The sequence below is a fragment of the Streptococcus mitis genome (assembly GCF_946190275.1).
Classification (GTDB): domain Bacteria; phylum Bacillota; class Bacilli; order Lactobacillales; family Streptococcaceae; genus Streptococcus; species Streptococcus mitis_DC.
Genome location: NZ_CAMHZQ010000003.1, coordinates 12,391 through 34,546, shown reverse-complemented (window position 1 = coordinate 34,546; position 22,156 = coordinate 12,391). Strand labels below are relative to the sequence as shown.

General features: G+C 41.2%; 17 protein-coding genes. 11 read left to right on the top strand and 6 right to left on the bottom strand.

Going from position 1 to position 22,156, the window contains the following annotated elements; translation table 11 throughout:
* The first annotated feature begins 43 nt into the window (after positions 1-43).
* From N8M20_RS02550 to N8M20_RS02530, 5 genes are all read left to right on the top strand, one after another.
* Complete coding sequence (locus N8M20_RS02550; RefSeq protein WP_000836729.1) at positions 44-442, top strand: hypothetical protein; 399 nt, start codon at positions 44-46, stop codon at positions 440-442.
* A gap of 130 nt (positions 443-572) precedes the next feature.
* Positions 573-1,265: a phosphoglycerate mutase gene (locus tag N8M20_RS02545; RefSeq protein ID WP_000240129.1), complete on the top strand. Its 693-nt coding sequence runs from the start codon at positions 573-575 to the stop codon at positions 1,263-1,265.
* A 52-nt stretch (positions 1,266-1,317) separates the two neighbouring features.
* The gene (locus tag N8M20_RS02540) at positions 1,318-3,729 is read left to right on the top strand and encodes a glycoside hydrolase family 95 protein (protein WP_261078966.1); all 2,412 of its coding nucleotides are present in this window, start codon (positions 1,318-1,320) and stop codon (positions 3,727-3,729) included.
* Between the two features lie 281 nt (positions 3,730-4,010).
* The gene (locus N8M20_RS02535; RefSeq protein ID WP_049524524.1) at positions 4,011-4,712 is read left to right on the top strand and encodes an ABC transporter ATP-binding protein; all 702 of its coding nucleotides are present in this window, start codon (positions 4,011-4,013) and stop codon (positions 4,710-4,712) included.
* Between the two features lies 1 nt (position 4,713).
* Complete coding sequence (locus N8M20_RS02530) at positions 4,714-7,422, top strand: ABC transporter permease (protein ID WP_261078965.1); 2,709 nt, start codon at positions 4,714-4,716, stop codon at positions 7,420-7,422.
* Positions 7,423-7,517: 95 nt separating this feature from the next.
* On the opposite strand, the gene tpx is transcribed toward N8M20_RS02530, so the two are convergent.
* From tpx to N8M20_RS02510, 4 genes are all read right to left on the bottom strand, one after another.
* The gene (gene tpx, locus N8M20_RS02525) at positions 7,518-8,009 is read right to left on the bottom strand and encodes a thiol peroxidase (protein WP_261078964.1); all 492 of its coding nucleotides are present in this window, start codon (positions 8,007-8,009) and stop codon (positions 7,518-7,520) included.
* 148 nt (positions 8,010-8,157) lie between these two features.
* Positions 8,158-9,087 carry a metal ABC transporter substrate-binding lipoprotein/adhesin PsaA gene (gene psaA / locus N8M20_RS02520; protein ID WP_000733076.1) on the bottom strand — a complete coding sequence of 310 codons (930 nt, stop codon included), beginning with the start codon at positions 9,085-9,087 and terminating at the stop codon, positions 8,158-8,160.
* 31 nt (positions 9,088-9,118) lie between these two features.
* Positions 9,119-9,967, bottom strand: a complete 849-nt coding sequence (locus N8M20_RS02515; RefSeq protein ID WP_049500957.1) for a metal ABC transporter permease — start codon at positions 9,965-9,967, stop codon at positions 9,119-9,121.
* Entirely contained in the window at positions 9,964-10,686 is a 723-nt protein-coding gene (locus tag N8M20_RS02510; protein WP_101782551.1) for a metal ABC transporter ATP-binding protein, read from the bottom strand. Before N8M20_RS02510 ends, N8M20_RS02515 begins: the two co-directional genes overlap by 4 nt.
* Positions 10,687-11,285: 599 nt before the next feature.
* On the opposite strand from N8M20_RS02510, the gene N8M20_RS02505 reads away from it, so the two are divergent.
* The 5 genes from N8M20_RS02505 (at position 11,286) to N8M20_RS02485 (ending at position 18,115) form a co-directional block, all read left to right on the top strand.
* On the top strand, positions 11,286-11,507 hold the full coding sequence (locus tag N8M20_RS02505; RefSeq protein ID WP_119920040.1) for a bacteriocin: 222 nt from the start codon (positions 11,286-11,288) through the stop codon (positions 11,505-11,507).
* On the top strand, positions 11,504-11,806 hold the full coding sequence (locus N8M20_RS02500) for a bacteriocin immunity protein (protein WP_261078963.1): 303 nt from the start codon (positions 11,504-11,506) through the stop codon (positions 11,804-11,806). The genes N8M20_RS02505 and N8M20_RS02500 overlap by 4 nt, the downstream gene beginning before the upstream one ends.
* A 252-nt stretch (positions 11,807-12,058) precedes the next feature.
* Entirely contained in the window at positions 12,059-13,951 is a 1,893-nt protein-coding gene (pepO, locus tag N8M20_RS02495) for an endopeptidase PepO (protein WP_261078962.1), read from the top strand.
* Positions 13,952-14,133: 182 nt separating this feature from the next.
* On the top strand, positions 14,134-14,775 hold the full coding sequence (locus N8M20_RS02490; RefSeq protein ID WP_261078961.1) for a recombinase family protein: 642 nt from the start codon (positions 14,134-14,136) through the stop codon (positions 14,773-14,775).
* Between the two features lie 409 nt (positions 14,776-15,184).
* Positions 15,185-18,115 (top strand): LPXTG cell wall anchor domain-containing protein, encoded by a 2,931-nt coding sequence (locus tag N8M20_RS02485; protein ID WP_261078960.1) that lies wholly within the window; start codon positions 15,185-15,187, stop codon positions 18,113-18,115.
* 290 nt (positions 18,116-18,405) lie between these two features.
* Here the strand turns inward: N8M20_RS02485 and N8M20_RS02480 are convergent, their stop codons facing one another.
* Positions 18,406-19,035: an MBL fold metallo-hydrolase gene (locus N8M20_RS02480; protein ID WP_261078958.1), complete on the bottom strand. Its 630-nt coding sequence runs from the start codon at positions 19,033-19,035 to the stop codon at positions 18,406-18,408.
* Positions 19,036-19,157: 122 nt separating this feature from the next.
* Positions 19,158-19,385: a hypothetical protein gene (locus N8M20_RS02475; protein ID WP_314726171.1), complete on the bottom strand. Its 228-nt coding sequence runs from the start codon at positions 19,383-19,385 to the stop codon at positions 19,158-19,160.
* A 531-nt stretch (positions 19,386-19,916) separates the two neighbouring features.
* Between N8M20_RS02475 and N8M20_RS02470 the strand changes: the two genes are divergently transcribed.
* The gene (locus tag N8M20_RS02470; RefSeq protein ID WP_023945522.1) at positions 19,917-22,139 is read left to right on the top strand and encodes a RelA/SpoT family protein; all 2,223 of its coding nucleotides are present in this window, start codon (positions 19,917-19,919) and stop codon (positions 22,137-22,139) included.
* Positions 22,140-22,156: the final 17 nt, after the last annotated feature.

Here is a 22,156-nt window from a genome sequence, read left to right as displayed (position 1 = left end):
TTATGGTATAATATTTAGTATAAAATATTAAAGGAGATTTATTATGAAGTCAAAAGCTTTAGCACTTTATAGTGGTATTGTTGGTTTAGTAGGTGGAATATACTTGCTTATTGCCCCATTTCTTTTACTAGCAGCAGTTGTGAGTACAGCTGCTACAGCAACAGCTACACAGAGTCCTGAATTAACTGCATCTACAACAGTTGCAGGAGTTGCAGGAGTTTTACTTCCAACTGTTTTAAAAATTGCTATTTTAGTTTTAGGAATTGTTGCGATTGTATACTATAAGGGAGAAAGTCGTGTTGGTTCGGCTCCTTCTGTCCTATTAATCGTAGGTGGAGCAGTTGGCTTGATTCCAGCCCTTGGTTGGGTAGGAGGAATCCTAGCAATTATCGGTGGTTCACTATTTTTAGGAAGTCTCAAAAAATTTAAAGTTGAAGGATAAAAAATAAGGAAAAGGATTGTCAAACAGTCCTTTCCTTTTTGGTTTTGACTAGCTTTTTTGTGAAAAATTGTGTAAAATAGAATAGATAAACGAGGGGAAACCTCGGAAAATTTAAAGGAGAATCCATCTAATGGTAAAATTGGTTTTTGCTCGCCACGGTGAGTCTGAATGGAACAAAGCTAACCTTTTCACTGGTTGGGCTGATGTTGATTTGTCTGAAAAAGGTACACAACAAGCGATTGACGCTGGTAAATTGATCAAAGAAGCTGGTATCGAATTTGACCAAGCTTACACTTCAGTATTGAAACGTGCTATCAAAACAACGAACTTGGCTCTTGAAGCTTCTGACCAATTGTGGGTTCCAGTTGAAAAATCATGGCGCTTGAACGAACGTCACTACGGTGGTTTGACTGGTAAAAACAAAGCTGAAGCTGCTGAACAATTTGGTGATGAGCAAGTTCACATCTGGCGTCGTTCATACGATGTATTGCCTCCAAACATGGACCGTGATGATGAGCACTCAGCTCACACAGACCGTCGTTATGCTTCACTTGACGACTCAGTTATCCCAGATGCTGAAAACTTGAAAGTGACTTTGGAACGTGCCCTTCCATTCTGGGAAGATAAAATCGCTCCAGCTCTTAAAGATGGCAAAAACGTATTCGTAGGAGCTCACGGTAACTCAATCCGTGCCCTTGTAAAACACATCAAAGGTTTGTCAGATGACGAAATCATGGACGTGGAAATCCCTAACTTCCCACCATTGGTATTCGAATTCGACGAAAAATTGAACGTAGTTTCTGAATACTACCTTGGAAAATAAAAAATTGTAAGCCTAGGATTGATTTCTAGGCTTTTTATGTTAGTATGGAAGTATGATAAGGAATAAAAAACAAGATTATGTACTGACCTACAAGCAACCAGCTTCAACCACTTACAAGGGTTGGGAAGAAGAGGCCTTACCGATAGGCAATGGTTCTTTAGGGGCTAAAGTATTTGGCCTTATAGGGGCTGAACGGATTCAATTCAATGAAAAAAGTCTCTGGTCTGGTGGTCCACTTCCTGATAGTTCAGATTATCAGGGTGGAAATCTTCAGGATCAGTATGGTTTTTTAGCTGAGATTCGCCAGGCTTTGGAGAAGAGAGATTACAATCGGGCTAAGGAACTGGCTGAAGAGCACCTGGTCGGGCCCCAAACGAGTCAATATGGGACCTATCTGTCCTTTGGAGATATTTTCATTGAGTTCAGCCAGCAAGGCAAGACTTTGTCTCAGGTGACGGATTACCAGAGACAGCTTAATATCAGTAAGGCGCTTGCGACGACTTCTTATGCCTATAAGGGAACGAGATTTGAACGTGAAGCCTTTGCGAGTTTTCCAGATGATCTCTTGGTTCAGCATTTCACTAAGGAAGGGGCGGAAACTCTAGATTTTACTATAGAACTGACCTTGACAAATGATTTGGCTTCTGATGGAAAGTATGAGCAGGAAAAATCTGATTACAAGGAATGCCAGCTGGATGTCACTGATACTTATATCTTGATGAGGGGAAGAGTTAAGGACAATGACCTCCAGTTTGCTGCCTGTCTAGCTTGGCAAACGGATGGAGACATTAGAGTCTGGTCAGATAAGATTCAGATATTAGGAGCCAGTTATGCCAATCTCTTCTTGGCAGCTAAGACAGATTTTGCCCAAAATCCTGCTAGTAATTATCGCAAGAAACTAGATTTAGAGCAACAGGTGATAGACTTGGTGGACACAGCTAAAGAAAAGGGCTATGCCCAATTGAAATCAAGGCATATTGAGGACTACCAAGCCTTATTCCAGCGTGTTCAATTGGATTTGGGAGCTGATTTTGAATCATCCCCTACGGATGATTTGCTAAAAAATTATAAGCCGCAAGAAGGGCAGGCTTTGGAGGAGTTGTTCTTCCAGTATGGACGGTATTTATTGATTAGTTCTTCCAGAGATTGTCCAGATGCTCTACCAGCTAACTTGCAAGGGGTCTGGAATGCGGTCGACAATCCTCCTTGGAATTCGGACTATCACCTGAATATCAACTTGCAGATGAATTATTGGCCAGCCTATGTGACTAACCTATTAGAGACAGCCTTTCCGGTCATCAACTATATCGATGATTTGCGTGTCTATGGTCGCCTAGCGGCTGTAAGGTATGCAGGAATCGTCTCTCAGGAAGGGGAGGAGAATGGTTGGTTGGTTCATACTCAAGCGACTCCTTTTGGCTGGACGGCACCTGGTTGGGATTACTATTGGGGTTGGTCACCAGCTGCCAATGCGTGGATGATGCAAACTGTTTATGAAGCCTATTCATTTTATAGGGATCAAGACTATCTCAGGGAGAAAATTTATCCCATGTTGAGGGAAACGGTGCGTTTTTGGAATGATTTTTTACATAAGGATCAGCAGACGCAGCGTTGGGTATCTTCTCCGTCTTACTCGCCAGAACATGGTCCGATTTCGATTGGCAATACCTATGACCAATCTCTGGTTTGGCAATTATTCCATGATTTTATTCAGGCTGCTCAGGAATTGGGTCTGGATGAGGACTTGTTGACTGAAGTCAAGGAAAAATTTGATTTACTAAATCCTCTTCAAATCACTCAATCTGGTCGAATCAGGGAGTGGTATGAGGAGGAAGAGCAACATTTTCAAAATGAAAAAGTGGAGGCCCAGCATCGGCACGCTTCCCATCTAGTGGGACTTTATCCTGGCAATCTCTTTAGCTATAAGGGGCAGGAGTATCTTGAAGCCGCGCGTGCTAGTCTCAATGATCGTGGAGATGGGGGCACAGGTTGGTCCAAGGCTAATAAGATCAATCTCTGGGCGCGTTTGGGAGATGGCAATCGAGCCCATAAATTATTAGCAGAGCAGTTAAAGACATCCACTTTGCCCAATCTTTGGTGCACCCATCCTCCTTTTCAGATAGATGGTAATTTTGGTGCTACTAGTGGTATGGCGGAAATGTTGCTCCAGTCTCACACAGCCCATCTGGAGCCTCTAGCTGCCCTACCTGATGCTTGGTCAACAGGTTCTGTTTCAGGCTTAATGGCACGTGGACATTTTGAAGTGAGCATGAGGTGGGAGGATAAAAAACTTTTACAGTTGACCATTTTATCAAGGAGTGGAGGAGATTTGCGAGTTTCTTATCCAGATATTGAGAAGAGTGTGATTAAAATGAATCAAGAAAAAATAAAAGCGAAATGCATGGGGAAAGATTGTATTTCGGTGGCAACAGCAGAAGGCGATCTTGTTCAATTTTATTTTTAAGAAGATGTTATACTCTTCTAAAATCTCTTCAAACCACGTCAGCGTCGCCTTACCGTATATATGTGACTGACTTTGTCAGTCTTATCTACAACCTCAAAGCGGTGCTTTGAGCAACCTGCGGCTAGCTTCCTAGTTTGCTCTTTGATTTTCATTGAGTATTAGAAGGCAGTAATTTGAAACTGCCTTTTAATAAGGATTTGAGAATGTAAGCAGTTTCCAACTAGTTGAAAAAGCGTTATAATGGTAATATGAAGTAATTTGTTTAAGAGAGGGTGGGTCTGATGGCTTATATTGAGATGAAACACTGTTACAAGCGTTATCAGGTTGGGGACACGGAGATTGTGGCCAATCGCGATGTGAATTTTGAGATTGAAAAGGGTGAATTGGTTATTATTCTAGGTGCATCTGGTGCAGGCAAGTCAACGGTTCTTAACCTTCTTGGGGGAATGGATACCAATGATGAGGGGGAAATCTGGATAGATGGTGTTAATATTGCAGACTATAGTTCCCACCAGAGGACCAATTACCGCCGCAATGATGTAGGCTTTGTTTTTCAGTTTTATAACCTAGTTTCCAATCTAACCGCTAAGGAAAATGTGGAGTTGGCTTCAGAAATCGTGACAGATGCCTTGAATCCTGAGCAGGTCTTGACAGATGTAGGTCTGGCTCATCGTCTCAATAACTTTCCAGCCCAGCTTTCTGGAGGGGAGCAACAGCGAGTCTCCATTGCACGCGCAGTAGCCAAAAATCCTAAGATCCTCCTTTGTGATGAACCGACTGGAGCCTTGGATTATCAGACGGGCAAGCAGGTTTTGAAAATCCTCCAAGATATGTCTCGTCAAAAGGGAGCGACGGTGATTATCGTGACTCACAATGGAGCTTTGGCGCCCATTGCTGATCGCGTGATTCATATGCACGATGCCAGTGTCAAGGATGTGGTGATCAACCAGCATCCTCAGGATATCGACAGTTTGGAGTACTAGCATGATCAAGCGAAAAACCTATTGGAAGGACTTAATTCAGTCCTTCACAGGCTCCAAGGGGCGTTTTTTATCCATCTTAACCTTGATGATGTTGGGGTCTCTAGCCCTAGTAGGCCTCAAAGTGACTAGCCCCAACATGGAGGCGACAGCTAATGCTTATTTAACAACTGCTCAAACCTTGGATTTGGCAGTTATGTCTAACTATGGTTTGGATCAAACAGATCAAGAAGAACTAGAACAGATAGAGGGCGCAGAGGTCGAGTTTGGCTATTTGACAGATGTGACCATGGATAATGGGCAGGATGCTATTCGACTATATTCCAAACCAGAGCGAATTTCAACCTTTCAGCTAAGAGAGGGACGACTTCCTCAGTCAGACATGGAAATCGCTTTGGCCACCCATTTGCAAGGCCAATACAGCGTGGGACAGGAGATTAGTTTTAAAGAAAAAAAGGAGGGTCATTCCTCTTTAAAAGACCATACTTATACCATTACTGGTTTTGTGGATTCAGCTGAAATCCTCTCCCAGCGAGATATGGGCTACGCAGGAAGTGGAAGTGGGACTCTGACAGCCTATGGGGTGATTTTACCTAGTCAGTTTGATCAGAAAGTCTACAATATAGCTCGTTTGAAATATCAAGATTTAGCAGACTTAAATGCTTTTTCAGAAGCTTATGAAGAAAAATCCAAGCAACATCAGGAAGACCTTGAACAAGCTTTGTCAGATAATGGCAAGGCACGTCTGCAACTCTTGAAAAAAGAAGGACAAGAGTCTCTAGACAAAGGCCAAGAAACCCTTGACAAGGCTGAGACTAATTTGCAGGAAGGCAAGCGTCGTTTAGTAGCTGCTCAAGCTCGTATACAGATTCAAGAAAGTCAACTAGCCTTGCTCCCTCAAGCCCAGAGAGAGCAGGCCAGTGCTCAACTTACCCAAGCCAAACAGGAATTGGACAAGGAAGAAGATAAACTAAAGCAGGCCGAACAAAATCTAGCCCAAGAAAAGGAAAAATTAGAAAAACATCAGCAAGTCTTGGATGATTTAGCTGAGCCCAAGTATCAAGTCTATAATCGTCAGAACATGTCAGGTGGTCAGGGCTATCTCATGTATAGCAATGCTTCAGCCAGTATTCGAGCAGTGGGCAATATCTTTCCTGTGGTTCTTTATGCCGTAGCAGCTATGGTGACCTTTACAACTATGACTCGTTTTGTGGATGAAGAGCGAACTCATGCAGGGATTTTTAAGGCCTTGGGCTATCGCAGTAAGGATATTATCGCCAAGTTTCTCCTTTACGGTCTAGTAGCTGGAACTGTCGGAACGGCTCTAGGTAGTATACTTGGCCATTATTTACTAGCCAGTGTGATTTCAAGTGTCATTACAAAAGGCATGGTGGTGGGAGAAACCCAGATTCAGTTCTATTGGACCTATAGCTTACTGGCTCTTGTCTTGAGTTGGTTGGCGAGTGTGTTACCAGCCTACTTGGTAGCTCGTAGAGAACTTCATGATGAAGCAGCCCAGCTTTTACTGCCTAAACCTCCTGTTAAAGGAGCTAAAATCTTACTAGAGCGCATCATTTTTATCTGGCGCCGTCTCAGTTTTACTCATAAAGTAACAGCCCGCAATATCTTCCGTTATAAGCAGCGGATGTTGATGACAATCTTTGGTGTGGCAGGTTCAGTCGCTCTGCTTTTTGCAGGTTTGGGAATCCAATCCTCTGTAGCAGGAGTTCCGTCTAGACAGTTTCAACAAATCCAACAGTATCAGATGATTGTTTCTGAAAATCCTAGTGCGACCAATCAAGACAAGGCAGAGTTGGAAAAAGTGTTGAAAGGGCAGGATATTCAAGCCTACCAGAAAATTTATTCTAAGATGCTAGACAAGGATTTCAAAGGTAAGGATGGTCTTCAGACCATTACCCTTATGATGACAGAGAAGGAAGATTTGACTCCCTTTATTCATCTGCAACATCATCAGCAGGAGCTGACATTAAAAGATGGCGTCGTTATTACAGCTAAACTTGCCCAGCTGGCAGGTGTCAAGGTTGGACAGACTCTAGAAATTGAAGGTAAGAAGCTAAAGGTCGCTGCTATTGCTGAGAACTACGTTGGTCACTTTATTTATATGAGTCAGGTTAGCTATGAGCAAATTTACGGACAGCTACCCCAAGCCAACACTTATTTGGTCTCGTTAAGGGATACCAGTGCTACTAGTATCGAAAGACAGGCAGGTTTACTCATGAATCAATCTGCGGTGTCCAGCGTTGTCCAAAATGCTTCAGCCATTCGACTCTTTGACTCGGTCGCAAGTTCACTCAATCAGACCATGACCATCTTGGTCATCGTATCGGTTCTGTTGGCTATTGTTATCCTTTACAATCTGACCAATATCAACGTAGCTGAGAGAATCCGTGAACTCTCCACTATCAAGGTTCTCGGTTTTCATAACAATGAAGTCACTCTCTACATTTACCGTGAGACGATTGTGCTGTCCCTTGTGGGAATCGTACTTGGTTTGGTATCTGGTTTCTATTTACACCAATTTTTGATTCAAATGATTTCGCCTGCGACCATTCTCTTTTATCCGCAGGTAGGCTGGGAAGTCTATGTAATTCCAGTGGCAGCAGTAAGCATCATTTTGACCTTGCTTGGTTTCTTTGTCAATCATCATCTGAGAAAGGTTGATATGCTTGAAGCCTTGAAATCTGTAGAGTAAGGCAGTTGTTTTTATCTGATTTAATTTATATTTACTTGTAAACAAAAATCCTCCGTTTCAAAGAGTAGGGAACTCTTTGTGACAGAGGATTTTTTCTATAGGGCTTTAGCAGCTTCAATTGCGGCTTCGAAGTTTGGTTCAGAATTGATATTGTCCACGTATTCAACGTAGCGAATCGTATTGTCAGTGTCGAGGACAAAGACTGCGCGTGCCAATAGGTGCCACTCATTGATTAAGAGGGCGTAATCACGTCCAAAGGAATGGTCGAAATAGTCTGAGAGCATAATGGCATTTTCAATACCTTCAGCACCACACCAACGTTTTTGGGCAAAAGGGAGGTCCATGGAAACAGTCAAGACAACTGTATTATCCAGTCCAGCCAGTTCTTCATTAAAACGACGCGTTTGAGTTGAGCAGATGCCTGTATCGATTGAAGGAACGACACTCAAGACTTTTTTCTTCCCATCAAAATCTGCTAGAGTTTTTTTAGAAAGATCTGTTGCAGTGAGTGAAAAATCAAGTGCCTTGTCGCCGACTTGTAGTTGTTTACCTGTAAAGCTCACAGGATTTCCGAGAAAAGTTACCATAAGATACTCCAATCTTTTTTCTTCCATTTTAGCTGAAACAGTTAGAATTTTCCAATGATTTGACTGAAAATGTGGGCATAGAAAAAACGCCAGCTCGTGTGAGAATGACGTTTTTCAGAGGCTTATACTCTTCGAAAATCAAAGAGTATTATTTTGCCAATCCTTCAGCAATCTTGTCAAGGTTGTATTTCATCATGTTGTAGTAGCTATCGCCTTCTTTACCTTGTTCTGCGATAGAGTCAGTAAAGATTTGTGCGTAGATTGGGATGTTTGTGTCTTGTGAAACAGTCTTCATTGGACGGTCATCCACACTTGATTCTACAAAGAGTGAAGGAGTTTTTGTTTGGCGAAGTTTTTCAACCAAGGTCTTGATTTGGTCAGGTGTTCCTTCTTCTTCAGTGTTGATTTCCCAGATGTAGGCACTTGGGACACCGTAGGCTTTAGAGAAGTATTTGAAGCATCCTTCGCTGGTTACAATGAGTTTTTTCTCAGCAGGGATGTTGTTAAATTTCTCCTTAGCTTCCTTGTCAAGTTTGTCTAGCTTATCAGTATATTCTTTAAGATTTTTTTCGTAGAATTCCTTGTTGCTAGGGTCTTTAGCGCTCAATTGTTTTGCGATATTTTTAGCAAAGATCATACCATTTTCAAGGTTAAGCCAAGCGTGTGGGTCTTCTTTGCCTTTTTCGTTTTGACCTTCAAGGTAGATAACATCAACGCCTTCGCTGACTGCAAAGTAATCTTTGTTTTCAGTTTTCTTGGCATTTTCTACCAATTTTGTAAACCAAGCATTGCCACCTGTTTCAAGGTTGATCCCGTTATAGAAAATCAAATCAGCTTGAGAAGTTTTCTTAACGTCTTCAGGGAGTGGTTCGTATTCGTGTGGGTCTTGGCCAACAGGAACGATACTGTGAAGATCAATCTTGTCACCAGCAATATTTTTAGTAATATCAGCGATGATTGAGTTTGTAGCAACAACTTTTAGTTTTTGACCAGAAGCTGCATCTTTTTTTCCACTAGCACATGCTACAAGAGCAATGACGGAAAGAAAGAGAACGAGTAATGTACCTAATTTTTTCATTAGATCCTCCAATTTATTGGGGTTTTGCCCCTTATTTTAACAAATGTTTATTTTTCAGTTTCAAATATCGTTGTTTTGGAGCGATAAAGAAGCTAATGAGAAAGAAACTAGCAGCTGTGAGCACGATACTAGAACCTGCCGCAACGTTAAAGCTATAGCCGATAAAGAGCCCCAAAACTGAAGCTATCGCTCCAAAGGTTGAGGAAAGGAAAATCATGCTTTTCAGGCTATTAGCATAAAGATAAGCAGTTGCAGCTGGGGTAATCAGCATGGCTACAATCAGGATAGTTCCGACACTTTGCATGGCTGTCACAGACACGAGAGTCAAGAGTACCATGAGAAGGTAGTGATAGAAATTGACAGGCATTCCCATGGCTTTAGCCAAGAGTTCATCAAAGGAAGTTATCAAGAGTTGCTTGAAGAAAATCCAGATTAACAAGAGAATGACTGCCCCAACACCCATAGTAATAAACATATCCGTATCTTGGACGGCTAGGATATTACCAAAAAGGATATGGAAAAGGTCAGTTGAACTTTTAGCGACACTAATCAAGATGATACCGAGGGCTAAGAAAGAAGAAAAGGTAATGCCGATGGCGGTATCGCTTTTGATAATCGAGTTCCCCTTGATGTAGGTAATGATGATGGCAGCTAGCAATCCAAAGACAATGGCTCCGATAAAGAAGTCAACGCCCAAGATGAAGGAGAGGGCTACACCTGGCAAGACAGCATGTGAAATGGCATCTCCCATGAGTGACATCCCGCGTAGAATGATGAAACATCCTACAGCTCCAGCTACGACCCCGACGACAATGGCTGTTATCAAGGCATTTTGTAAGAAATGGAATTTTTGTAATCCATCGATAAATTCTGCAATCATAGGTCACCTCCATTGAAAAAGAGTCGATTACCGTAAGCTTCTTTGAGATTGGCTTCGGTAAAGGTTTCTTTGGTTGGACCAAAGGCAATCACTTCTCGATTGACAAGCAAGACTTGATCGAAGTAGTGGGGAACCTTGCTGAGGTCGTGGTGGACGATGAGAACCGTCTTCCCAGCTTTTTTCAGATCTCTCAGCGTATTCATGATGATTTCCTCACTGACAGAGTCAATCCCAACAAAGGGTTCATCCAAGAGGATATAGTCGGCTTCCTGTACCAAACATCTGGCAATCAAGACCCGCTGGAATTGACCTCCAGACAGTTGACTGATTTGCCGTTCAGCATAGTCAGCTAGACCGACGATTTCAAGGGCTTCTTGCACTTTCTTCCAATGTTTAGCCTTTAAACTTCGAAAGAGAGGGATAGAGGGAAAGAGTCCTAACGAGACACATTCCTTGACCTTGATGGGAAAGTTGTAGTCGATATTGATTTTTTGTTCGACATAGGCGATTCGGTGTAAGGATTTTTTAACTTCCTTGTCATCGAGAAATGCCTGACCTTGATGTGGGATAATTCCCAGCATCCCTTTTACTAGTGTTGATTTCCCAGCGCCGTTTGGGCCAATGATACCGGTAATTGTTGGTCCGTGGAGCACTAGTGAAATATCCTTAAGTGCCAACGTTTCTTTGTAGGAGACACTGAGGTTTTCGATACGTATCATAAACTTGTATTCCTCCTGCCTCTTAATATACATTAAAAAAAAAATTAAGTCAAGTTAATTTTTAAAAAAATTAAAATAAGGAATTAAAAAATCTTTACACATCACGCAAGGGAATCGATATATCAAACAGGCTGTGACTATGTCGGGATTAATCGCAGCACATTCTACGGATCCAGTTTTTTCTTCTTTTTACAATTGAATTTCTCAAAGATGAAGCAAGATGAAGCCTATTATTGCTTGGACTCATAAGATTCTCAGAATCATTTACAAACTATAGTGGATTGAAGTTAGAATAGTATAATATGACTTCTAATTCATTTTTAGAAATTCATTGAAAGCAGCCAATCGATTTGTTCACATTTTATTTCAATCCACTATACTTTCTATTGTTTTTCAGTTATTATTTTAATTTTTTGAAAATCTATGTTCGGATTTTAGAGGGTTTTACCGCATTCAAATCAAAAAACCAGGATGATATGCATTAATTTCTTGACAAAAACCAAGAATTGATAGTAAAATAATTCTAAGAGATCGATTCCAACTGTTACGAGTTGTCGATACTCGAATAATCTATATAGAAATTTAGAGGTATTATTATAATGAAGCAATTTGAAATTCTTTCAGATAAATATTTAGAGTCCATTACAGGTTCTGGTGGAGATTTAGCCCCAGGAGTGTATTGTGTAGACGTTAACGGTAGAGCAAAATGTAGTATCAATCCTGGAGAATTTTGGGGGTACACAGGAAGTGTAATAGTCAATGGATGGATTAATTATGGTCCATGGGCACCTAGACCAGGATTTGGTGTAATAATTCCATGATGCAAATTGAATTTCGAGAAAGGGTAGAGCATCTTCTTCATCAAAAAGAAATAAATGAAAATAGGGAGTTGAGTGACCTATTTCGTCTTTCTATACAAGATTTAAACAAGAATGAAAAATATCAATCAGTCATGGCCAAATTGAGTCAAGGGTTGTCCTTTTACCTCATGACACATCATTATCAAGCCCCTAAGTCCGTGATTGATTTTGGTTTACAGATTGCCAAAGCACCTAGCAAAGAGAGAGGGAAGCTGGCTTTCTTGCAGATGCTTGCTCAAACCCTACAAGGCTTTCGTTAAAACTATCGAACATCAGAGGGGATACTCTGGTGTTTTTGCTGATAAGACTATAAATTTTCCTAAAAATATGATACAGTAGATTGAAATAAGCTATGGACAACTTGATTAGGGAAATCAAATTAATGTCTAGAAATGTTTTAGCATCCCCGGGTACTATTCTAGTTTCAACTTACTATATCAGTTCATTTTTAATTGCATTCCCAGTTAATTTTTGTTAAGCTAAAAACAAGTACAAATGAAAGCGAGAACAAGATGACACGTTATCAAGATGATTTTTATGATGCAATCAATGGAGAATGGCAGAAAACAGCTGAAATCCCAGCAGATAAGTCTCAAACGGGAGGTTTTGTTGATTTAGATCAGGAAATTGAAGACCTGATGCTGGCGACAACAGACAAGTGGTTGGCAGGTGAAGAGGTGCCTGAGGATGCTATCTTGGCAAACTTTGTCAAATACCACCGCCTAGTTCGTGATTTTGACAAAAGAGAAGCTGACGGTATCACACCTGTCTTACCACTCCTTAAAGAATTCCAAGAATTGGAGACTTTTGCGGATTTTACAGCTAGACTAGCAGAGTTTGAGCTTGCAGGAAAACCAAACTTCCTTCCTTTTGGTGTATCGCCAGACTTTATGGATGCTAGAATCAATGTTCTATGGGCTAGCGCTCCAAGCACGATCCTTCCAGATACGACCTACTATGCTGAAGACCATCCTCAGCGTGAAGAGCTTTTGACTCTTTGGAAAGAAAGCAGCGTAAATCTTCTCAAGGCTTATGATTTCTCTGATGAAGAAATTGAAGACTTGCTAGAGAAAAGACTAGAATTGGACCGCCGAATTGCGGCAGTGGTGCTTTCTAATGAAGAAAGTTCAGAATATGCTAAACTCTACCATCCATATTCTTATGAAGATTTCAAGAAATTCGCACCTTCCCTACCTTTTGATGACTTCTTCCAAGTCGTTCTTGGACAAGTACCAGACAAGGTTATCGTAGACGAGGAACGCTTCTGGCAAGCAGCAGACCAATTCTATAGTGAAGAGGCCTGGCCTCTCCTCAAGGCAACCTTAATTTTAAGTGTTGTTAATCTTTCAACCAGCTATTTAACAGAAGAAATCCGTGTCTTGTCAGGTGCTTACAGTCGTTCGCTTTCTGGAGTTCCAGAGGCCAAAGACAAGGTCAAGGCAGCCTACCAGCTAGCACAGGGTCCTTTCAAACAAGCCTTGGGTCTCTGGTATGCCCATGAAAAATTCTCTCCAGAAGCCAAGGCGGACGTGGAGAAAAAAGTGGCAACCATGATTGATGTTTATAAGGAACGCTTGGCTAAAAATGACTGGTTGACTCCTGAAACTCGTGACAAGGCCATTGTCAAACTCAATGTCATCAAGCCTTATATCGGTTATCCAGAAGAATTGCCTGAACGCTATAAGGACAAGGTAGTGGATGAAACGGTTAGTCTTTTTGACAATGCTTTAGCCTTTGCGCGTGTGGAAATCAAACACAGTTGGAGCAAGTGGAACCAGCCTGTAGACTATAAGGAATGGGGCATGCCTGCTCATATGGTCAATGCTTACTATAATCCACAGAAGAACCTGATTGTCTTTCCAGCGGCCATTTTACAGGCACCTTTCTATGATTTGCATCAGTCATCTTCTGCTAACTACGGTGGGATTGGGGCAGTTATTGCCCATGAAATTTCTCACGCCTTTGATACCAACGGAGCTTCCTTTGATGAAAATGGTAGCCTCAAGGATTGGTGGACAGAGAGTGACTATGCTGCCTTCAAGGAGAAAACACAAAAAGTTATTGACCAGTTTGATGGACAGGATTCTTATGGTGCAACTATTAACGGTAAATTGACTGTATCAGAAAACGTTGCTGACTTGGGAGGAATCGCTGCAGCGCTTGAAGCAGCCAAGAGAGAACCAGACTTCTCAGCAGAAGAATTCTTCTACAACTTCGGTCGCATCTGGCGTATGAAAGGTCGTCCAGAATTTATGAAACTTTTGGCTAGTGTCGATGTACACGCACCAGCCAAACTCCGTGTCAATGTACAAGTACCAAACTTCGATGATTTCTTTACAACCTATGATGTCAAAGAAGGAGACGGTATGTGGCGTTCACCAGAAGAGCGCGTGATTATTTGGTAAGGTAAAGAAGCAAGTAAAATTCCTATAATTATACCTTCCCTATCTATGTACACCCTAAAAAGTTAGATAGAACAATCTAGCTTTTGGGGTGTAGTTCATAGGGATTATCAAATTGAGATCTTTTCTTATTCTAAAATTCATAGTAAAATATCCCTCTGTATCAAGATAACAGGAGGATTTTTATGTCTCAAAAGACTATCAACATAGGCTACGCCCGTGTATCTACTCATAAGCAAGACCTAGGATTGAAAGTGCAAATCGAAGCTCTCAAACATTGCGATAAACTTTTTATAGAAAAGGAATCTGGTGCAAATAACACTCGTCCTGAACTCACAAAAGCCTTAAAACTGGCCTCTGACTTTTCGAAAGATGGCAAGCAGGTCACTTTCACTATCTATAAGTTAGATAGATTGACTCGATCTATGTTTAAGCTACTAGAACTTATTGAACTATTTAATGAATCTAATATCCACCTAGTCAGTTTGCATGAAAAACTAGAAACAGGTTCTCTTATTGGCAGGTTACTTTGCATTATTTTAGGCTTTGTGGCAGAAAATGAGCTGGAAAATCTGAGGTTTCGCACAAAAGAGGGACTTCGAAAAGCTAAGGAAAATGGTGTTAGATTAGGAGCAAAACGGATTTCAAAAGAAAAGGAGGAGCGAATACTTAACAAATATCTACATTCAAATATAAGCATACGTAATATTGCAAAAACTGAACAAATTTCTACATCAACCCTATATAAAGTGTTAGAACGTAATAAAGTGGCGAACAATCGTCAAAAAAAACGGAAAATCATTGCTAAAAACAGGGAAAAATGGTAGAATGAAGCCGTAAATTTGTTTCGATTAACGACCGTTTGATAAAACAGTCAAAACAATAGTATGAATATTTTAAAAAATGCGAGTTTAACAGTGTTTTTAACCTGTATTAGACTGGTATTTTTTGTGTATCGTTTAACGGTCGTTACGCGATACACTTAGTTCCCTATCTCTAAAGGAGGTAGCTAATTTTTGGCAACAAAAAATTTAAAAATTATTAAGATATGTAATAGTATGATAGCTGTATTGTTCAGTTAATGGATGAAGGTTCATTTAAGGCTTCTATCAAGAACATTAAATGTTTAGAGAATGAGTTGGCTCAAAATTTTGCTTTTGTGGTCTTGAAAGGAAGTTGATTTTGTCATTTTATAAGCCTAAAAAGGCAATTTTATATTCCTGAGGAGGAAAAATTATGAATAAACTCACTAAACTAGGTATTGTTACCTTCTCTACTGTCACTCTTAGTGCTGTAGTGCCAACTTTGGTGCATGCCGAGGAAAACGTTGCGCCACAGCCAAATGCTGCCGCGAGACCAACACCTGCACCAAAACCCAATGGTAGCTGGGTTGATTTCAGTATGCTTGACCCAATCGCTAAACCAAAACCAAAGCTAGACAAAGAAGTTTCGAAACCTGCTGAAAAGCCGGTAGAAGAGCCCGTGCCTGTTGAAAAACCTTCGACCGAGGGCAACATTCTTGCAAACGGAACAGATGAAGCCATCGCAGAGGACAAGAAAAATGCTGAGATCGAGAAAAAATACAACGTCGATCCAACCAATCAGCTACCCGAGCCAGGACTGCCAATCATAACGCCTGAACCAGAACAACCTATAACAGATTCTGAAGAGATGAAGAAGATGGTGGCGGAAGATTTGGCATACAAAGCTGGCGCAGTCATGTCTATGACTAAGGAAGAGAACGACAAGATTGTATCTGAAGCAAATCAAAAGCTTTACGCTCTTTCTGGAATAGATGCTGATAAACTTCTAAACACGCCAATTCCCGGAACAAATGGGCAAGGCTTTCCTACTTTAGCAGACTGGACTTATCGAGAATACGAAGTCCAAGCAGATTTCTTGGATGCTGATCGTGTCCAAAAATATGGATACACTACTGAATCCAGGATTGATAGTCCAGAACACGCAACAGTTAGATCATTACGGTTCGATACCGATAAAGATGATGCAGATGGAATACTAACAGCAAAAAAATTTTCCGACTACACTTTTAGCCACGTCGTAAAAGCAACCACAGATCATCCAGATATCGATCCAGATCCAAAAGTTGTCAGAGTTAGCTATGATGCAGCCTATGCTTTGCGTGGTTCTGGCTACAAAAATGGTAAAGGAGATAATCTTTTTCGATACTATTTTATTTACACTAAAAATAAACCAGTAGAAGAAAAACCAACACCGAAAGCTCCACAACCAGCGGAAACGGAAAAACCTGCTGAAATTTCGAAACCAGTTGAGAAGAAGCCGGTTGAAAATAAACCAGCTGAAACACCCGTTCCAACTCCAAAACCAGCAGAAAACCCTCAACCAGAGCTTAAACCAGTAGAGCAACCACAACCTGCTAAGCCAGAGAAACCAGCAGAGAATCCAAGTGCTTCTGAAAAACCAACTAACCCAGCAAAACCAGAAGTTAAACCAGCAGAGCAACCACAACCTACTAAACCAGTGGAACCAGCTGAAAATGCTGGATTACCAAAGATTCCTTATCGAACTGACCAGCCAAAACGTTGGTTCAATAACGGAACAGGTCGCCCTACTCTAACAACAAACGACCTTGCTGCTCCACTTCCTGCTGAAAATGTAGAAAAAACATCTTACGGTTGGTGGACAGCTGAACCAGACTTGCTTCATGCAGGATCTCATATAAAAGTAAATACTTTTAATTCGAATTTCAATAATCCGATGTTCGAAAACGGTAAAGAGATAAAATTTAAAGGTAGCGGATTTGGAGATATGGACAGTAGGTTTAAACCTGCTCTTGTTCGAGTAAAAGTTCCAGAGTTGGAAGGAATGAACTACGAAGCTTATACAATCTTCTATGAAGTTCCTAATAAAAATGGAAAACCAACTTACGGAACAAATCGAACTCTCCAAGGTGGTGGCATCTCTTTAACTATCAAATCAAAAGAGAAGAAAGAAGATATTCAGGTTTACACATTAACTAAGGATAGAAAACTGGAAGAACTCTATTATCTAGGATTCCCAAGTGAAGAAACAAATCGCTATGATGAGAAAACTAAAACTCACTCATACAATCTATATGGTGAAACCTACGATACTTACGTTTTCTTATTTAAGAACCCTGCTGAAAAACCAGCTGAGCAAGTAAAACCAGAAGTTAAGCCAAGTGAACAGCCTAAGCCAGACAAGCAACCAAGTGTTCCTACTATTCCAGCTGATCAACCACAGCCTACTAAACCAGTGCAACCAGCTGAGAAGCCAAGTGAACAGCCTAAACCAGACAAGCAACCAAGTGTTCCTCCTGTTCCAGCTGATCAACCACAGCCTACTAAACCAGCGAAACCAGCAGAAAAGCCAAGTGAACAACCTAAGCCAGACAAGCAACCAAGTGTTCCTCCTGTTCCAGCTGATCAATCACAACCTGCTAAGCCAGCGAAACCAGCAGAGAAGCCAAGCGAGAAACCTGTAAATCCAGTTACACCAGTTGCTCCAATAACACCGACAACTCCCGTAACGCCTACGCTTAATCCAGCCACCCCAAACAATACTCGTGTTCTTTCGAACAAAGCTGGAAGCGTTCAAGTGCATGGTTCAGAAGCAACACTCAAAAATGTCAGCTATATCAAGGTAGAAGAAACCAAGCCGACTTCACTTGAATCAAAAGACTACAAGGCATTTGACATTCATCTATATGACGCGAATGGTAAAGCTATCCAGCCAAATGGCATGGTTCTAGTAAGTCTTTCTGCTGATAAGCCAGTTGAAAATGTTTACTATGTTGCTCCAGATGGTACTTTACAGGCATTGAAGTTCAAACAAGATACAGATAAGGTTACTTTTGAAACCAATCACTTTAGTATCTATGCTATGACTTTCAAAGTTGCCGCAAGCCGTGATAACGGAGGTACTACAACTCCTGTTCCAGTTGTAAATAGTAATAATACTCCAACAACTACAGAACAAAAAGGAAATGACGCAAGTAGTACAAAAACTCAAGCTGAGCCGTTAGCAACTAAGACTGAAACTATTTCGAAACAAGTAGCTAAGACTTTGCCAAATACTGGAGAAAATCACTCAATTCTCGCTACCCTATTTGGAATGTTAACTCTAACTGCTGGATTATTTAGCTTTCGTAAGGAGTCAGAATAACTCCAATTCATAGTTTATATATCAATTATTTTAGACTGTGAAAAAATCAATTTGAGGAGATGATTTAGAAAATCTTTTCATGATAAAACGCATAATATCAAACTTTCTACACTTGATATTATGCGTTTTTTATAATTTTAAAATAGTATAAATATAGTGAGATGAAATAAAATCTGAACAAATCAATTGGAAAATTGAAAGTAATTTATAAAAATGAATTAGAATCTGTGTTGTAGTATTCTAACGTCAAACTGCTATAGTTTACTTAAATTTCGATTATCATCTTCTTGTTAGAAAAAAGGATTGAAGGTCTTTTCGTGAGCAATAGTAGTAGCTGGACCATGTCCTGGGTAGACATCGTAGTTTGGTAGGGTGAAAAGTTGGGTCTGGATACTGTGAAGGAGTTGCTCCATACTACCAGTTGGAAGGTCGGTCCGTCCGATGGTTTCTCGGAACAGAGCATCACCTGTCAAGACTAGGTGAGCTTGTGGGAAGACGATAGAAACGCCACCGATAGAGTGGCCTGGGGTCGGTAGAACGGTAAAACGAAATTCCTCTAATTGGTATTCTTCATGAAAGACAAAGGTGTGTTCTGCAGGTTTTGCGACCACATCTGCCATATCATCGTGACGAGGGAGGCCAGAGAGATTATCGACAGGAGTGTAGAGCCAAGATGCTTCGCTCTCTGCGATATAGACAGGAGGATTGCCAAAAGTCTCGCGCACCAAGTCCAGACTCATGATATGGTCATAATGGGCGTGGGTCAATAGAATAGCGTAGATTGGTTTGTTGATTTTCTCTATTGTCTGACGAATGGCTTCCCAATGGCTACCAGGATCGACAACGATGAGGTGATTTTCGCCTTCTAGGTAATAGGTGTTTTCATAGGCAACAGGATTCACGGTTTTATGGATTTTCATATTAGCTCCAATCTCAAAGAATGTACTAAATTAAGTATAGCACAGTTAGGGAGAATAGTAAGGATTTAGAATGAACTTAAAAACCAGCATGACTGGATGAAGACAGGCTGGTTATCAATTTATCAATATTGGAGAGGTGTCAATTGCCCTTCATAGGTTGCATAAACTCCGTCATTAGCTTGTTTGATAGATGTGATGTTTAGAGTGCCACCGTAGTTGGCTTCTCGTTTATCGCTATATTCACTATAAGTTATCCTATTGGGCAGGTTCTGGTCGTTAGCATAGTATTGAACGACTGTTTTTTTATAGCTTTGTTGGCTGAATAGGAACAGGCAGCAAACTCCTAACACTAGGAGAGCAAAGATAGAAATAGCAGTTTTTTTCATAGGTGTTCTCCTTATAAACTAAAGGATAAAAGAAAGTATCTTGAGGATTTTTATACTCTTCGAAAATCTCTTCAAACCGCGTCAACGTCGCCTTGCCGTATATATGTGACTGACTTTGTCAGTCTTATCTACAACCTCAAAGCGGTGCTTTGAGCAACCTGCGACTAGTTTCCTAGTTTGCTCTTTGATTTTTATTGAGTATTAATTCCAAAATCCAGTCAAGGTACCAGTGTATGTGACACGAGTTCCACCGTTTATCTTTCGTATCTTCAATGGAATTGGGGAAGTCAGAAAGTCTTTCGGTTACAATATGGTTTCCGTTCTTCTATCTCTCCTTCTATCACCTAAGTTTAAAATCTAACTTCGTAATATATTATAGACTAATAATTCAGAATTATCAAGCAATTCTGGATTATTTTTTTCTTATTCTGTTCCAATCTAGTTTTCATATTCTTAAAAAAGTGATAAAATGGTAGGAAGAATTGGAGAGTAGAGATGCCAAAAGAAGTGAATTTAACAGGCGAAGAAGTTGTCGCCTTAACCAAAGAATATTTAACGGAAGAGGATGTTCATTTTGTCCATAAGGCCTTGGTTTACGCCGTTGAATGCCACAGTGGCCAGTATCGAAAATCTGGCGAACCTTACATTATTCACCCTATCCAAGTGGCAGGTATTTTAGCCAAGCTCAAGCTGGATGCCGTAACGGTTGCCTGTGGTTTCTTGCATGATGTGGTGGAGGATACAGATGCGACCTTGGACGATTTAGAAAGAGAGTTTGGTCCTGATGTGCGCGTGATTGTCGATGGAGTTACCAAGCTCGGTAAGGTCAAGTATAAGTCTCACGAAGAGCAGTTGGCTGAAAACCACCGCAAGATGCTCATGGCCATGTCTGAGGACATCCGTGTTATCTTGGTCAAACTGTCTGATCGCTTGCACAATATGCGGACCCTGAAACACCTTCGAAAAGACAAGCAGGAGCGTATTTCTAAAGAAACCATGGAAATTTATGCCCCACTTGCCCACCGTTTGGGGATTTCTAGCGTTAAATGGGAATTGGAAGACCTATCTTTCCGTTATCTCAACCCAACGGAGTTTTACAAGATTACCCATATGATGAAGGAAAAACGCAGAGAGCGTGAAGCCTTGGTGGATGAGGTGGTCACAAAATTAGAGGAATATACGACGGATCATCACTTGAGAGGGAAGATTTATGGTCGTCCCAAGCATATTTACTCTATTTTCCGCAAAATGCAGGATAAGAGAAAACGGTTTGAGGAAATCTATGACCTGATTGCTATTCGTTGTATTTTAGACACCCAAAGTGATGTTTACGCCATGTTGGGTTATGTGCATGAACTTTGGAAACCGATGCCTGGTCGTTTCAAAGACTATATTGCCAACCGCAAGGCTAATGGTTACCAGTCTATCCATACGACTGTTTATGGGCCAAAAGGACCTATTGAGTTCCAGATTCGAACTAAAGCCATGCACGAGGTGGCTGAGTACGGGGTTGCGGCTCACTGGGCTTATAAGAAAGGCGTTAAGGGGCAGGTTAACAGCAAGGAATCAGCTATTGGGATGAACTGGATCAAGGAGATGATGGAGCTCCAAGACCAGGCTGATGATGCCAAGGAATTTGTAGATTCAGTTAAGGAAAACTATCTGGCTGAGGAGATTTACGTCTTTACCCCAGATGGAGCTGTCCGTTCCCTTCCAAAAGATTCAGGACCGATTGACTTTGCCTATGAAATCCATACCAAAGTTGGGGAAAAAGCGACTGGTGCCAAGGTCAATGGCCGTATGGTTCCTTTGACAACCAAGCTCAAGACAGGAGATCAGGTTGAAATTGTTACCAACCCGAACTCCTTTGGGCCAAGTCGTGACTGGCTCAACATGGTCAAGACCAGCAAGGCGCGCAACAAGATTCGCCAGTTCTTTAAAAACCAAGACAAGGAATTATCCGTTAACAAGGGTCGTGAAATGTTGATGGCTCAGTTCCAAGAAAATGGCTATGTGGCCAATAAATTCATGGACAAGCGTCATATGGACCAAGTCCTGCAAAAGACCAGCTACAAGACAGAAGAATCCCTCTTTGCGGCCATTGGTTTTGGCGAAATCGGTGCGATTACCGTCTTTAACCGTCTGACTGAAAAGGAACGCCGTGAAGAAGAACGTGCCAAGGCCAAGGCGGAGGCAGAAGAACTTGTCAAAGGTGGCGAGATCAAGGTTGAGAACAAAGAAACCCTCAAGGTTAAGCATGAGGGTGGTGTGGTCATTGAAGGAGCCTCAGGCCTCCTAGTGCGGATTGCCAAGTGTTGTAATCCTGTTCCGGGTGACGATATTGTTGGCTACATTACCAAGGGACGTGGTGTGGCTATTCACCGTGTGGACTGTATGAACCTGCGTGCCCAAGAAAACTACGAGCAACGTCTCCTTGATGTGGAATGGGAAGACCAGTACTCAAACTCAAATAAGGAGTATATGGCTCATATCGATATCTATGGTCTCAACCGTACAGGACTATTGAACGATGTACTGCAAGTTCTTTCAAACACAACCAAGAATATCTCAACAGTCAACGCCCAACCAACCAAGGATATGAAATTTGCCAATATCCATGTATCCTTTGGAATTGCCAACCTCTCGACGCTAACCACGGTTGTGGACAAGATTAAGAGTGTGCCAGAAGTTTACTCTGTTAAACGGACCAATGGCTAATTGTCCTAGCTCTTACT

Excerpts from the sequence above, each read along its gene's own strand:
- N8M20_RS02550 (WP_000836729.1), top strand. The coding sequence starts at position 44 with ATGAAGTCAAAAGCTTTAGCACTTTATAGTGGTATTGTTGGTTTAGTA.
- N8M20_RS02545 (WP_000240129.1), top strand. The coding sequence starts at position 573 with ATGGTAAAATTGGTTTTTGCTCGCCACGGTGAGTCTGAATGGAACAAA.
- N8M20_RS02540 (WP_261078966.1), top strand. The coding sequence starts at position 1,318 with ATGATAAGGAATAAAAAACAAGATTATGTACTGACCTACAAGCAACCA.
- N8M20_RS02535 (WP_049524524.1), top strand. The coding sequence starts at position 4,011 with ATGGCTTATATTGAGATGAAACACTGTTACAAGCGTTATCAGGTTGGG.
- N8M20_RS02530 (WP_261078965.1), top strand. The coding sequence starts at position 4,714 with ATGATCAAGCGAAAAACCTATTGGAAGGACTTAATTCAGTCCTTCACA.
- tpx (WP_261078964.1), bottom strand. The coding sequence starts at position 8,009 with ATGGTAACTTTTCTCGGAAATCCTGTGAGCTTTACAGGTAAACAACTA.
- psaA (WP_000733076.1), bottom strand. The coding sequence starts at position 9,087 with ATGAAAAAATTAGGTACATTACTCGTTCTCTTTCTTTCCGTCATTGCT.
- N8M20_RS02515 (WP_049500957.1), bottom strand. The coding sequence starts at position 9,967 with ATGATTGCAGAATTTATCGATGGATTACAAAAATTCCATTTCTTACAA.
- N8M20_RS02510 (WP_101782551.1), bottom strand. The coding sequence starts at position 10,686 with ATGATACGTATCGAAAACCTCAGTGTCTCCTACAAAGAAACGTTGGCA.
- N8M20_RS02505 (WP_119920040.1), top strand. The coding sequence starts at position 11,286 with ATGAAGCAATTTGAAATTCTTTCAGATAAATATTTAGAGTCCATTACA.
- N8M20_RS02500 (WP_261078963.1), top strand. The coding sequence starts at position 11,504 with ATGATGCAAATTGAATTTCGAGAAAGGGTAGAGCATCTTCTTCATCAA.
- pepO (WP_261078962.1), top strand. The coding sequence starts at position 12,059 with ATGACACGTTATCAAGATGATTTTTATGATGCAATCAATGGAGAATGG.
- N8M20_RS02490 (WP_261078961.1), top strand. The coding sequence starts at position 14,134 with ATGTCTCAAAAGACTATCAACATAGGCTACGCCCGTGTATCTACTCAT.
- N8M20_RS02485 (WP_261078960.1), top strand. The coding sequence starts at position 15,185 with ATGAATAAACTCACTAAACTAGGTATTGTTACCTTCTCTACTGTCACT.
- N8M20_RS02480 (WP_261078958.1), bottom strand. The coding sequence starts at position 19,035 with ATGAAAATCCATAAAACCGTGAATCCTGTTGCCTATGAAAACACCTAT.
- N8M20_RS02470 (WP_023945522.1), top strand. The coding sequence starts at position 19,917 with ATGCCAAAAGAAGTGAATTTAACAGGCGAAGAAGTTGTCGCCTTAACC.